The 13,277-nt window shown below is 69.7% G+C and carries 12 protein-coding genes; 3 read left to right on the top strand and 9 right to left on the bottom strand.

Annotated features, from left to right (window positions below; translation table 11 throughout):
- On the top strand, window positions 1–1,131 hold the full coding sequence (locus tag ACGFH6_RS09970; RefSeq protein ID WP_393382151.1) for a hypothetical protein: 1,131 nt from the start codon (window positions 1–3) through the stop codon (window positions 1,129–1,131).
- Here the strand turns inward: ACGFH6_RS09970 and ACGFH6_RS09965 are convergent.
- Genes ACGFH6_RS09965 through ACGFH6_RS09955 form a run of 3 tightly spaced genes read right to left on the bottom strand, consistent with a single transcriptional unit; the run spans window position 1,128 to window position 3,266 of the window.
- On the bottom strand, window positions 1,128–1,670 hold the full coding sequence (locus tag ACGFH6_RS09965; protein ID WP_393382149.1) for a DUF1707 domain-containing protein: 543 nt from the start codon (window positions 1,668–1,670) through the stop codon (window positions 1,128–1,130). The genes ACGFH6_RS09970 and ACGFH6_RS09965 overlap by 4 nt on opposite strands.
- A 4-nt stretch (window positions 1,671–1,674) precedes the next feature.
- A complete protein-coding gene (locus ACGFH6_RS09960; protein ID WP_393382147.1) occupies window positions 1,675–2,295 on the bottom strand; it encodes an HAD family hydrolase in 621 nt (206 codons plus the stop codon).
- Window positions 2,292–3,266 (bottom strand): Lrp/AsnC family transcriptional regulator, encoded by a 975-nt coding sequence (locus ACGFH6_RS09955; RefSeq protein ID WP_393382146.1) that lies wholly within the window; start codon window positions 3,264–3,266, stop codon window positions 2,292–2,294. The genes ACGFH6_RS09960 and ACGFH6_RS09955 overlap by 4 nt, the downstream gene beginning before the upstream one ends.
- 97 nt (window positions 3,267–3,363) lie before the next feature.
- On the opposite strand from ACGFH6_RS09955, the gene ACGFH6_RS09950 reads away from it, so the two are divergent.
- Window positions 3,364–4,689 carry an MFS transporter gene (locus ACGFH6_RS09950; RefSeq protein ID WP_393382144.1) on the top strand — a complete coding sequence of 442 codons (1,326 nt, stop codon included), beginning with the start codon at window positions 3,364–3,366 and terminating at the stop codon, window positions 4,687–4,689.
- Here the strand turns inward: ACGFH6_RS09950 and ACGFH6_RS09945 are convergent.
- Window positions 4,622–5,833 carry an MDR family MFS transporter gene (locus tag ACGFH6_RS09945; RefSeq protein ID WP_393382142.1) on the bottom strand — a complete coding sequence of 404 codons (1,212 nt, stop codon included), beginning with the start codon at window positions 5,831–5,833 and terminating at the stop codon, window positions 4,622–4,624. The two genes, ACGFH6_RS09950 and ACGFH6_RS09945, sit on opposite strands and share 68 nt — an antisense overlap.
- Window positions 5,834–5,908: 75 nt before the next feature.
- Here ACGFH6_RS09945 and ACGFH6_RS09940 point away from each other — a divergent pair, with 75 nt between their 5' ends.
- The gene (locus ACGFH6_RS09940; protein ID WP_393382141.1) at window positions 5,909–6,898 is read left to right on the top strand and encodes a helix-turn-helix domain-containing protein; all 990 of its coding nucleotides are present in this window, start codon (window positions 5,909–5,911) and stop codon (window positions 6,896–6,898) included.
- Here ACGFH6_RS09940 and ACGFH6_RS09935 read toward each other — a convergent pair.
- The 5 genes from ACGFH6_RS09935 to coaBC all read right to left on the bottom strand — a co-directional run bounded on the left by ACGFH6_RS09935 (window position 6,895) and on the right by coaBC (window position 13,276).
- Window positions 6,895–8,928, bottom strand: a complete 2,034-nt coding sequence (locus tag ACGFH6_RS09935; protein ID WP_393382139.1) for a primosomal protein N' — start codon at window positions 8,926–8,928, stop codon at window positions 6,895–6,897. The genes ACGFH6_RS09940 and ACGFH6_RS09935 overlap by 4 nt on opposite strands.
- Before the next feature lie 62 nt (window positions 8,929–8,990).
- Window positions 8,991–10,184, bottom strand: a complete 1,194-nt coding sequence (metK, locus tag ACGFH6_RS09930; protein WP_393382137.1) for a methionine adenosyltransferase — start codon at window positions 10,182–10,184, stop codon at window positions 8,991–8,993.
- A 187-nt stretch (window positions 10,185–10,371) separates the two neighbouring features.
- Window positions 10,372–11,481 (bottom strand): winged helix DNA-binding domain-containing protein, encoded by a 1,110-nt coding sequence (locus tag ACGFH6_RS09925; protein WP_393382135.1) that lies wholly within the window; start codon window positions 11,479–11,481, stop codon window positions 10,372–10,374.
- Between the two features lie 47 nt (window positions 11,482–11,528).
- Complete coding sequence (locus tag ACGFH6_RS09920; RefSeq protein ID WP_393382133.1) at window positions 11,529–12,026, bottom strand: GNAT family N-acetyltransferase; 498 nt, start codon at window positions 12,024–12,026, stop codon at window positions 11,529–11,531.
- Window positions 12,023–13,276 (bottom strand): bifunctional phosphopantothenoylcysteine decarboxylase/phosphopantothenate--cysteine ligase CoaBC, encoded by a 1,254-nt coding sequence (gene coaBC / locus ACGFH6_RS09915; protein ID WP_393382132.1) that lies wholly within the window; start codon window positions 13,274–13,276, stop codon window positions 12,023–12,025. Before coaBC ends, ACGFH6_RS09920 begins: the two co-directional genes overlap by 4 nt.
- Window position 13,277: the final 1 nt, after the last annotated feature.

Here is a 13,277-nt window from a genome sequence, read left to right as displayed (position 1 = left end):
ATGCGTCGTACCACCGTTGCCGTAGGCACCGTTCTCGTCCTCCTGCTGGCCGGCTGCTCGTCCTCCTCGAAGGACGGGTCGAGCCCTTCACCGTCCAGCACACCCAGCCGGACCCCGACCGGAACGCCGGGCCCGCCGACCGACTCCGGTACGGCGGTCCCGGCCTGGACGAAGGTGATGCGACAACCGGTGGACGGCCTGCACCTGGTCACCCAACAGCGCAAGTACGTCGTCACCCGGGCCAGCGACGAGGCCGGGATCACCACCGTGACCGACCGGAGCAGTCAGAAGGTCGTGATCCGGCACACCCCGGCCGCCGGCTTCGTCGCGCAGTCGCCGGTGGTGATCGACGACCACTGGGCCCTGATCGAGGACATCCGGTCCGACGGTCCGGCGCCGGAGATCAAGGTGTTCCGCTACGACCTGACCACCGGCCGCTCGGCCGAACTGTCCCAGCTCCCCAAGGTCTCCGAGCCCGAGATCGGCGCGTACGACGGCACGTTCGCCTACAGTTCGACCGATGCACGCAACCGGTCGTGCCTGATCGTCGCCGACCTCGCCACGCTGAAGGGACGGACCGTCACCTGTGTCGCCGACCCCGGGTTCGTCGCGGATCCGGTGGTGTCGGTGGACTCGGTGACGTTCAGCGAGATCACCGCACCCGAGACCACCCGCCGCTGCAAGCGTGTCCTGACCGCACCGCTGACCGGCGGCCCGGCCCAACCGGTGGTGGCGGCAACCAAGTGCATCCAGTGGAGCGGCGCATCGGTGCGCGGGGCAACGGTGTGGTCGGAGGTCGGCGCCACCGACCCGGACCAGTACCAGAGCAAGGCGTACGTCCGCGAGACCGCCGACTCCCCCGCCCGTCCGCTCGGCACCGTCGTCACCGACACGATCATTGCCTGCGGCAATTGGATCCTCTGGGAGACCCGCACCGTCACGGGTGGCGAGGACGTCTATCAGATCAACCGCTGGCGCCCCGGTCTCGGCAGTCCCCAGCGCATGTACGCCGGCAAGCCCGGGACCGCGCTCACACCGATGACCTGCCAGGACAACACGGTGTACGTCGAAGCCGCCGACTTGTCCGGCAGCCCGACGTACACCGAGGCGATCTCAGCTGCCGTCGCCTAGCGCCGCGAGTGGCGGATTCGCAGCTTCCCGAACCCCATGGACCCGGAGATCCGGATCGTCGGTCCTGCTGCACCGGTCTGCCGCGGCGGTTGGTACTGCGAGTCCTTCCATCCGGTGCGCAGCCCTTCGAGGTCGACGATCGCATCGCGCGGCACGGTGATCTTGGCCCCGCCGGTGCCGAGTTGCAGCTCGATGTCCACGACCCGATGCCTGATGATCGCCCGGGACAGGTCCAGCTGCAGGCGCCCGAACGCGGAGTGGACCTTCAGCGTCCTGGGCACCAGCCACTCGCCGCGCCGCCGGATGCGCCCGGAGGCAGCGGCGATCGTCGACGTGGTGCCGGCATCCGGCGCGGGAAGCCCGGACAGAGCCGCATCGATGTCGTGCTGGGTCGTAGCGGTGAGCACCTGGTGGAGGCGCTGATCCATGTCCTCGTGCGAGATGAGCCCACTGGTGTAGGCCTCCTGAACACGCTCGACGGCCGTGTCGCGGTCGTCGGACCTGATCAACGATGAGCGGTCGTCCGGAACAGAGGTCACCGTTTCACTGTAGTGCGATCCCCCGGGCACGGAGCTGATCGCGGAGGTCGGCGGCGCCGGTGAACAGCTCCGCGTCGAGGCCGACCGCGCGAGCGCCGTCGACGTTGTACTGCGTGTCGTCGGTGTAGAACGTGCGCGCCGCGTCCAGGTGGAAGCGCTCGAGCAGGATCCGGTAGATCTTCGCGTCCGGCTTCACCGTCTGCTCGACCCCCGACACGATCTCGCCGTCGAAGCGGGTGAGGATCGGGAACGCCTCCTGCGCGACCTCCCACTTCTCCGCCGAGAAGTTGGTCAGCGCGTACGTCGGGATGCCCAGCGCACGGATCTCGGTGATGACCGCGGCTGTGTCCTCGAAGACACCCTTCACCATCGTCAGCCAGCCGGTGTCGTACGCCTCGATCAGGTCGGCGTGCTGCGGGTGCAGACTCTTCAGCTCCGCGACCGCCTCGGACCATGGCCGGCCCGCGTCCTGCTGGTGGTTCCACGCCGGGGTGGTGACCTCGGTCAGGAAACGGGTCCGCTCGTGCTCGTCGGGGATCAGGTCGGCGTACAGGTAGTCCGGGCTCCAGTCCAGCAACACCCCGCCGATGTCGAACACCACTGCGTCGATCGTCCGCTCAGTCATGCCCGCAACCCTACGAGACCGGGGCTGAAGGGCGCGGCGGCCTTCACGGTGCGGAGGACGGGAACGGTCTCGAGGGCGGTGATGTGGTCGATCGCGCCGAGGCGGTCCGTCAGGTAGGTGTGGAGGGCTGCCGGGTTCTGGCAGAGAACCTGGGTGACCAGGTTCGTGCGGCCGGTGGTCGCGGCGATGAAGGCGAGTTCGTCGTGTTCGGCCAGGGCGCGGGCGACGGCGTCCAGGTGGGCGGGCGGGACCGAGAGCCAGAGCATCGCGCTGGTGGTGGCACCGAGCGCTGCCGGGTCGACGTCCACGTCGAAGAACAGCGCGCCGGTGTGCTGCAGTTCGTCGAGCCGCCGCGCGACGGTCGCGGCCGACCAGCCCGTGCGTACGGCGAGGTCCGCGAGGGTGGCGCGGCCGTCCTCACCGAGCGCGGTGAGGAGCTTCGCATCACCGGCATCGAGCGGGCGGATCTGACCGATCGGCGCAACCACCCGACGCAAGGTGGTCTCCTGCTCCGGCGTCAGGCTCTTCGCGCGACCCCGCCAGGCCGTCGGGCCACCGACGTACAGATGCAGGAGGTGCTGCGCCGACACGGACGTGATGCCGGCGGTCCTCGGGATGTCGTGCAGGAGCAACGCGTTCCCGTCGCTGGGCGTGGTGTGGACAATCGCCATGATCTCGGTGCCACCCGATGCCAGCTTGATCCAACTCGTGTCTGGCCGCCGCGCGAGCGCACTCGCCAGATCCTGCGCAGCCTGGGGTGTCGCCGTCAGCCGGACGAACCACTGGGAACGCCCCGCCTGCTGCGGATCCGGCAGACCGGCCACTCGCAGCCCAGCCTCGGCCCGCAGCCGGTTGTACCGCCGTGCGACCGTCTGCGTCGATACCTCCAGGACCTCCCCGATCCGGCTGTACGGCGCCCGTCCGTCGATCTGCAGCGCATGGATCACAGCGCGATCGATCTCATCCAGCATGTGAAGATCATGTCGAACAACGCGCTCAGATGGAAGATATCCGCAGATATCGACCAGAACTTGGAACTCCCGAGCCACTGCCGTCGACAGTTGGCGCATGCAGAAACGATGGATCGGGCTGATCGCCCTACTGGTAGCCGAGGCAATGAATCTGCTCGACGCGACGATCGTCCAGGTCGCAGCGCCGGTGATCCACACCGACCTCGGCGGCAGAGCGTCCGACATCCCCTGGTTCAGCGCGGCCTACACCCTGCCGTTCGCTGCACTGTTGATCTCCGGCGGCCGCCTCGGCGACAGCTTCGGCCGGCGAAGGATGTTCCGGATCGGCGTCGCGGGCTTCGTGATGGCGTCGAGCGCGTGCGCCTTGGCGGCACATCCCGGCGTACTGATCGGAGCACGGGTCGTGCAGGGCGTCGCGGCCGCGTTGATCATCCCGCAGACAATCGGATTGATCAGATCCAGCTTCGAGGGACCTGAGTTGCCGAAGGCTCTCGGCACCATCGGCCCGGTGATGGGCCTGGCCGGCATCTCCGGTCCGCTGCTCGGCGGCTTCATCACCGAGGCCACGTCGTGGCGGGCCGTGTTCCTCGTCAACGTCCCGCTGGGCCTCGCCGTCCTCGGGCTCGCCCATCTACTCCCCGAGTCCAAGTCTCCGCATCGACCGGCCATCGACCTCGTCGGCACCGTCTTGCTCACCGCGGGTACGGCGCTGGTCGTCTACCCGATCCTGCAGTCGCAGAACTGGTACCTGCTCCCTGCCGGCGTCGCCCTGCTCGGCCTGTGCCTACTACAACAGCGCTACAGCCGCGGCCGCCTGATCGAGCTGAGTCTGTTCACCCACCGAGGCTTCGGCGCCGCCCTCGTCACCTCGACGTTGTTCTTCGCGGTGATGAGCGGCCTCACCCTGGTCGTCGTACTGCATCAGCAACTGACGCTCCATCACGGCGTCATGCGTTCGAGCCTCGCGTTGCTGCCGTGGTCGGCGGCGACGGGCATCACCGCCTGGATCGCCGGTCAGTGGCTGATCGGCCGCTTCGGTTCACGGCTCATGTACGTCGGTCTCGGCGTCCTGCTGATCGGCATCGTGATCGCCAACTACTCGCTGCTCCCCGGGCTCGCCCTCGGCGGTGCCGGTGTCGGATTGTTTACAACCGCATTCTTCACCGAAGCGCTCCAGCGGGTTCAGCCGCACGAGACCGGATCGGCGGCCGGACTGCTGAACGCGGTCCAGCAGTTCGGTGGGACGCTCGGCGTCGCCGGGCTGGGCACAGTGTTCCTGCACCACCCGGCGACACCGCACCGAGCCTTCTGGATCGCGACCGCGGTCATCGCCGCGACCGTGGTCACGGCTCACCTCATGCGGTCGCCGCGTTCGCGGCAGCCCGCGCATGCAGCGCCGGCGCCAGCGAGTACTGCCCGATGAAGATCACCACGCCCAGTACGGCGCAGCCCAGCCAGGTGACGGTCGGACCGAAGTGCTCGAGGGCGTTGGTCCCGGTCAGAGGGCCGACCACCGTGCCGACTCCGAAGGCCATCCCGGCCAGTCCCATGTAGCGGCCCCGCAGGTCGATCGGAGCGAGGTCGGCGAACACGGCACCGATGACTGCCGCGAACCCGATCTCGCCGATCGTCCAGACCACGACCGACAGCCCGTAACCCCACCAGGTGTGGACGACGGCACCGATCCCGAACCCGAGACCGACCACGAGCATCGACGCCGCGAGCAGCTTCGGCCGATCGATCCGCACCAGCCACTTGCCGAGGAACGGCTGGATCAGCACGATCACCACGCCGTTCAGCGCGATCACCAACCCGTACGTCGAGGACGGCAGACCGTCGCCCGCCATCGCCAGCGGGAGCGTCGAATAGCCCTGCATGTAGATGGTCGCGTAGCCGATCTGGAGCAGGATCATCAGCAGGAACACTGTGTCTCGCAGCACCACCGGGAGCAGCGGCCGGTGCCGTACACCGGCCTCCGGCGTCGGCCGGCTCTCCGGCACCATCGCCCAGATCACCAGACCCGCGATCACCGACGTACCGGCGTTCAGCCAGAACAGCAGGCCGTAGCCGACCGAGGCCAGCACGCCCGCGCTCACGGTGGACACCGAGAAGCCGAGGTTGATCGCCCAGAACAGCAGGCCGTACGCCCGGACGCGTTCGCCCGGCTCGAGCAGGTCGGCCACGGTCGCCTGGACGGCCGGACGGAACAGGTCGCCGAGCAGGCCGACCAGGAAGGCGGTCACCCAGATCATCGCCATCGACCGGGCCGAGCCGAGCAGGATCAGGGCGGCGCCGGTGCCGAAGAAGCAGATCAGCATGGTCACGCGGCGCCCGACCCGGTCCGCCAGCCAGCCACCGCTGAGCTGGGCGGCTACGCTACCGGTGCCGACCGCGGCCGCGACGGCACCCGCCGTACCGGCCGACAGGTGGCGGTCGTGGGTCAGGTAGAGGACCAGGAACGGCTGCACGAAGCTGCCGAGCCGGTTGACGAGCTGGCAGACCCAGAGCGCCCAGAAAGCCCTCGGCAGGGCGGCGGGCGCAGGGGACTCGACGGCGACAGCACTCATGGTGACAACTCTCCCGGCGAGCTCGGGCGGTGTCGAACATTAGGCACAGGACTAATCGAGGGGTAGCCTGCCCAGGTGATCACGATCAGCCTGAACGCCGGCGACGTCGGCCGGATCCGGTTCGCGCTCTCACCGGTGTGGGAGGCAGTGACCAGTGTTCGGGCGCTGAGCAACAACACCGCGCGCAGTGTGCACGGGCCGTGGCTGCAGAAGGTGCGGCCGATCATCGAGGGCCCGGATCTGACGTTGCTGAGGGCACTCATTCCGCCGGTCGGCTACATCCCCGACTTCATGACGCCGGCGCCACCCCGGCGGTCGACGAGCCTGGAGTCGGGCCTGGCCGCGATCGCCGCCACCCCGCACCATCTGGTGGTCAACGAGATCGGCCAGGTACAGGCAGACAATCCGCATCCTCTGTTGCCGGACCTGATCGCCCATCCGGCCAAGGCACTGGAGCTGATCACCTCGTCGCTGGAGACGTACTGGCGGCGTGCGATCGAGCCCGACTGGCGGCGGATGCGCGCGCTGCTGCAGGAGGATCTGGCCTTCCGGCTGGACGAGTTGGCCAGTGGCGGGCTGGAGCGATTGTTCCGGAGCCTGCATCCGTCCGTGCGCTTCACCGGCGATCGGATCGTGATCGAGCGGCCGTTCTGCTGCCACGGCGAACCGATGACCGGTCAGGGTGTGCTGCTGGTGCCCTGCGTGTTCAACTGGCCGGCCGCGCTGGCGGTGACCGCGGCGCCGCACGTCCCGACGATCACCTACCCGCCGCGCGGTCTCGGGCGACTCTGGGAGGACCGGCAGGAGACGGCCGACTCGCCGCTCGCCGACCTGGTCGGGCGGACCCGGGCCGCGATCGTGAGTCACCTGGATCTGCCGATGTCGACGACGCATCTGGCCCATCAACTCGGGGTGTCCGCGCCGACGTTGAGCGTGCACCTCGGCATCCTGCGGAACGCCGGTGTGGTCGATTCGCGCCGCGACGGCCGGACCGTCCTCTACTACCGCACCTCCCTCGGCAGCCAACTCCTGACCGCCGCCACTCCCCTGGCGTCCACTGCCTAACCAAAGCTGGGCGGGTCCACCTGGATTCGGACGGAGCCTGGGTTCTTCTTCGTCGTGCGCGCGGACTGGGCTTCCTTGAGCGCGCGCGCAAGGGCGGTGCCTGCCGCTCGCGGCGTGCGGACCACCGCTCGGACAGTCTCGTCGTCGACGTCGACGGGGCCCAGGACCTCGAGGCCGGCCGTGGATGGGAGCAGCGGGCGCAGCCGCGTGATGAGGTCGGCCACTGCCTCGGCTGGGCCGGTGAGTTCGGCGAGCTTGGCAGCGGGCGCGAGGCGCGCGGCCCGGCGTTCCTCGATCTCGCGGGTGGCGAAGCCTTCCGGGCTCCAACGGACGACTGCCTGCAGTGGGAGCGCTGACGGCTCACCCACCAGGATGACTGTGCCGCCGTCGCGGGCGGGCCGGACCAGCGCCGCCGCGTTGAACCACCGCCGCACCGCTTCCTCGGGCGCGCGGAGATCCGGGCGGCCGAGCATGAGCCACGTGTCGAGCAGCAGCGCCGCGCTGTAGCCCCCCTCCGCGACCGGCTCCGCGCCCGGCGTACTGACGATGAGCGCCGGTTTGTCCGGCACGACGTCCAGCATGTTGTCGCCCCCCGACGTACGAACCACCAATCCGGGAAATGCTCGCCCCAACTCCTCCGCCGTACGACGGGCTCCCACCACGGCGGCGCGCATGCGGGTGTCACCACACTCCGGGCAACGGTGATCTGCCGCGGGCCGTCCGCAGATGCTGCAACTCGCCGGCCCGGCTCCCCCGGTACGGCGCAAGGTCCCGCCGCACGTCGAACACCGCGACGGCGCCCGGCACGTCTGGCACACCAGGCTCGGGAGATACCCAGCCCGCGGCACCTGCACCAGCACCGGCCCGGACCGCAGCCCCTCCCGGGCGATCTCGAAGGCCCGATGCGGCAGCCGCGCCGCGCGAGCCGCCGGGTCGCGGGCCAGATCCGTGTCCGACTCCCCCGCGATGTGCACCGCCGGAGCCGCCGCCCGGATCACACTCCGGTCCGCGATCAGCTCGTGCGCGAAGCCCGACTCGATCAACGCCGCCGAGTCCACCGACCGCGCGAACCCACCGACCAACGCCGCACATTTCTGCCGGAACGCCCGCAGCAGCAACACCTCACGAGCATGCGGGTACGGCGCCCGCGGCTCGGCGTACGAGTCGTCGCCGTCGTCCCACAACGCGACCAGCCCCAGGTCCGCCACCGGTGCGAACGCGGCCGCCCGCGTCCCGATCACCACCCGCGCGCACCCCCGCAACGCCGCGAGGAAGGCGCGGTAGCGAGCGGTCGGCCCGAGATCCGCCGACAGAGTGACGAACCCTGCCTCCCCGAGCACCGCCGTACACGCCGCCGCCAACCGCTCGAGATCACGCGCATCCGGCGCCAGCAGCAACGCACCGCGCCCCGACGCCGCACACACAGCCGCGGCCTGGGCGAACGCGAGCGGCCAATCAGCCCCAGGTACGGCGGTCCAGATCGCGCGCGGCGACTCCGATCGCGTGATCGCGTCCAGGAACCCAGCCGGGTACGGCGACCATTCGGAGCGCGAGGTGGACACCGGTGGCGGCGCGGGCTGATTGCACCGCAGCGCCTCGCCCTCGACCTTCGCGTGGCGGGGCGGCACCGCCAACCGCGTCACGTCCGCGAACACTCCGGCGTACCGATCGGCGACCGCGCGGCAGAGGTCGGCGATCTCCGGGGTCAGCACCTGCTCGGGCGACACGACCTTCCGGATCCGGACGAGCTTGCCCTCATGGTCGGACGACTCGAGCCGCTCCAGCACGAAGCCGTCCAGGTCCTTGCCGGCGAAGCGCACCTTCACCCGGGCACCGGGCTGCGCCGCCGCGGCCAAATCCTCCGGAACGAGATAGTCGAACGGCCGGTCCAGATGCGGCAACGACACATCGACCGCGATCCGGGCCACCGGCAACGTCTCGGTGATGCCGGCCGGCTCCTTGGTGCGGGACTTGCGAACGGTGTCCCGCAGCAGTGTCAGCTGCTCCGGCGAGTCCCCGTTCGATGTCACCGGGAAACTCTAGTCCGGTGGGACGACAGTGCGGGTGAGCACTGCCGTCCCCCTGTGGACAACTACTTGTTGATCGCGGCCTTCAGCGCCTCGACCCGGTCGGTCCGCTCCCAGGTGAAGTCCTCGCCGGTGCGGCCGAAGTGGCCGTTACGGGCGGTCTGGGCGTAGATCGGCCGGAGCAGGTCCAGGTCGCGGATGATCGCGGCCGGACGCAGGTCGAACACCTCGCGGACCGCGTCGGCGATCTTGTCCACCGGCACGGACTCGGTGCCGAAGGTGTCGACGTAGAAACCGACCGGCGCGGCCTTGCCGATCGCGTACGCGACCTGGCACTCGACCCGGTCGGCCAGACCGGCGGCGACGATGTTCTTCGCCACCCAGCGCATCGCGTACGCCGCGGAGCGGTCCACCTTCGACGGGTCCTTGCCGGAGAACGCGCCACCACCGTGCCGCGCCATGCCGCCGTAGGTGTCGATGATGATCTTGCGGCCGGTCAGCCCGGCGTCGCCCATCGGGCCACCGACCTCGAACCGGCCGGTCGGGTTCACCAGCAGGTTGTAGCCGGCCGAGTCGATGTCGAACTGCTCGAGCACCGGGTCGACCACGTGCTTCTTGATGTCCGGGGTCAGCATCGAGTCCAGGCTGATGTCGGCCGCGTGCTGGCTGGACACCACCACGGTGTCGATCCGGACCGCCTTGTCACCGTCGTACTCGACCGTGACCTGGGTCTTGCCGTCCGGCCGCAGGTACGCCAGCGTGCCGTCCTTGCGGGCCTCGGACAGCCGCTCGGACAGCCGGTGCGCGATGGTGATCGGCAGCGGCATCAACTCGGGCGTCTCGTTCGACGCGTAGCCGAACATCAGGCCCTGGTCGCCTGCCCCCTGCAGGTCCAGTTCGTCGCTCGACGCGTCCGAGCGCTTCTCGTACGCCGTGTCCACGCCCTGCGCGATGTCCGGCGACTGGCTGCCGATGGCGACCTGCACCCCACAGGACGCGCCGTCGAAGCCCTTCAGCGACGAGTCGTAGCCGATCTCGAGGATGCGTGCCCGCACGATCCCCGGAATGTCGACGTACGCCGTCGTGGTGACCTCACCCGCGACGACGACCAGCCCGGTGGTGATCAAGGTCTCCACCGCGACCCGGCTGCGCGGGTCCTCGGCCAGCAGGGCATCGAGAATGGAGTCGCTGATCTGGTCAGCGATCTTGTCCGGGTGACCTTCGGTCACGGACTCGGACGTGAAAAGGCGCCTCGCCACAGTTCTCCCTCGGATTCCTCTTGTGCCACGCGGCTGTCTGCGGCAGCCGTGCGATCCCCCCAATGCACCGACGGTTGGCGATGCATCTTGGGAAGTATGCCAGCAGTTTCCGCCCGCGTCCCGATGACGCTCCGAATTCATCCACTATACGGGATTCGCGGCCATATCGTGGACAGAGGGTCGGGTTTCAGGCGTGCGGACCAACCGCGACGTCGCCCACGGTGAGCGACGGCGTGCAGGCCAGGATCGCAGCCGACCGGTCCACCTCGGCTTCGAGCTGCCGGCGTCGGGTGCGGTTGAGGGAGGTGAGCACCTCGACGGTGACGTGCACCGTCCGGCCGGACTTCTTGTGGTGCCAGACGCCCGCGACGATGCCGTCGATCAGCACGAGCGGGTAGTTGCCGGCCTGGCCGCGGGCGAGCGCCCGGGTGAAGGCCTTGCCCGGGAACAACAGCTCTCTGGGGTAGCTGCCGACGCCGTACGCATCGAAGTACGGCAGCAGCCTGACACCTCGCGGCGGTTCGTCGTCGAAGTCACCGTCGCCGGGTGCGTGCCAGGCGGGCTGCCCGTCGAGCTGCACCTGCGGGAGGCCGGCGAAGTACGGCTTGACGAAGGTTGGCGTGGTGTTGAGCCAGCGGGCGAACTGCTGCGGCGTCGCCGGACCGTAGGAGTGCAGGTAGCGGAGGAGAAGCTCGGTGAGCGCCGCGTCGCCGTCCATCGGCTCGAAGGGCTGGAAGCGGTGCGGGTTCGAGTACGTCGTCTTGCGGCCGCGGTTGGGTCCGTAGCAGAGGACACCGGCGTTGGCCGCGACCGAGATCGCCTGCCGCCACCGCGGCCAGTAGCCCTGGAACCCCGGCATCACCAGGTCACCCGCCCAGGACCCAGTACGGCGTACGACCTCGTCGGAGAGTTCGTCGACGGTCAGGTCGTCGTGAGCGAGCGCTTCACCGATGGCGGCGATCACTTCCGCGGTCTGCTCCGGAGTCATCCGCATGAACGGCGGCGCGAGCCCGGCCGGCAGAGCGGACAGCGCCCCGGTCCACATCGGCAGATCGTCGAGCGGCAGGAGATGCACGGTCCCGCGTGGCCCGAACGTCTTCACGAGTCCGTCAGCCTGCTGCACCGTCTCCCGGGTGGCATCCGCGAGCCGGAGAGCCACGGACATCTCCCCCGCCGACAACACCTGGGCATGCGCCCCACACATCGCCCGTACGACGTCGACCGGAGTGGCACCCGGGTCGGTCAGGTGGTGTCGTTTCATCCGCCGGGCGACGACGGCCTGCCAACTGATCTCCATACCTGCGACCGTAGAGGGAAAAGCGGACAGATCCTGACCGCTCCGTCCTACGACCCGCCGGTCAGACGAAAGAGCTGGCGGGAGCCGCCTTCCGGTCCGTCCGGTGCGCGCTCGGCCCGGGAGAAGCCGAGGCGCTCGTAGAAGACCCGCGCACCGCTGTTGATCGCGCCCGGATGGTCCACGCCGAACGTGGTGACCTCGACAGCCTCGCCGGCACCCAGGCCGCTGCCACCGGTCAGCCGATCCAGGGCGGCGTCCATCAGCCGGCGGCCGACGCCTTGGCCGCGCACGCCATCGGACACGACGAGCCAGTGCACCGCGAACGTCGGGGACGAGCCGCCGAACAGGATGGCACCGGCCGGCTCCCGTTCCGGCGCGAACGCCACCAGGGCGCGCTCGTCGGCGATGTGCTCCTCAACAGCGCGATGGAAGCCAGGGTTGTCGACCATCGGACCGAACCAGTGCTCGACCTCACCAGCGAGCCGCAGAATGGCCGGCAACTCGGCCACCGTCGCCGCCTGCACCACCACTCCGCCCGCGGTCATCCCCAGTGAGCCGCGACCAGGTTCCAAATCACGCCGGCCAGCGCGTCCTTGCTGCCGGACGGGACCGGGAGGGCGCCGCCGTCGCGGTCGAGGATGACGGCGTCGTTCATGTCGCTGCCGAAGACCTTGCCGCCGGAGACGTCGTTGACGACCAGCAGGTCGCAGCCCTTGCGCTCGAGCTTGGCGCGGCCGAGCTCCAGGACCGAGTGCTCCGGGTCACCGGTCTCGGCACCGAAGCCGACGATCACCTGGTTCGCCCGGCGGCGGTCGTGCGAGACCGTCTGCAGGATGTCCACGTTCTGCACCAGGTTGACCGAGGGGACCGCACCGTCCTCGGTCTTCTTGATCTTGTGCTCGGCGACCTCGGCCGGACGGAAGTCGGCCGGGGCGGCCGCCATCACGATCGCGTCCGCGTCCGCGGCGCGACCGGTGATCTCGTCGTACAGATCGCCGGTGCTGACGACCGGGACGACCTGGACGCCGGCCGGATCGGGCAGCTCGGAGTTCGCCGCGACCAGCGTGACCTTGGCCCCGCGGGCGGCGGCGATCCGGGCCAGGGCGTAGCCCTGCTTGCCGGACGAGGAGTTGCCGAGGTACCGGACCGGGTCGAGGTGTTCGCGGGTCCCGCCGGCGCTGACCAGGACGTGCTTGCCGGTGAGGTCGGCGACCTCATGACCGGCGGCACGCGCGGCCTCGTCGGCGAGCATCAACTGGCTGATCGCGAAGATCTCCGACGGCTCGGGCAGTCGGCCGCGGCCGGTGTCCGTGCCGGTGAGCCGGCCGACGGCCGGGTCGAGGACGGTGATGCCACGGGACCGCAGGGTGGCGACGTTCGCCTGAGTGGCCGGGTGCTCCCACATCTCGGTGTGCATCGCGGCCGCGAACAGGATCGGGCAGCGCGCGGTCAGCAGGGTGTTGGTGAGCAGATCGTCGGCCAGGCCGTGCGCGGCCTTGGCGATCAGGTTGGCGGTCGCCGGAGCGACCACGACGAGCTCGGCGGCCTTGCCGATCCGGACGTGCGGAACCTCGTGCACGTTGTCGAACGGATCGGCCGTCACCGGCTGACCGGACAGTGCGGCCCAGGTCGCCGCACCGACGAACTCCAGCGCGCCCGCGGTCGGGACCACCCGCACGCTGTGCCCGGACTCGGTCAGCCGTCGCAGCAGGTCACAGACCTTGTACGCAGCGATACCGCCGCCGACTCCGAGCACCACATTCGGCCGGCCCACGCCGGCTGACCCGGTCGCCATC

Origin of the sequence: Kribbella sp. NPDC049227 (genome assembly GCF_043197265.1) — a bacterium.
Classification (GTDB): Bacteria; Actinomycetota; Actinomycetes; order Propionibacteriales; family Kribbellaceae; genus Kribbella.
Note: the sequence above shows the minus strand (reverse complement) of the source record. Positions and strands in the feature narration are given on the sequence as shown.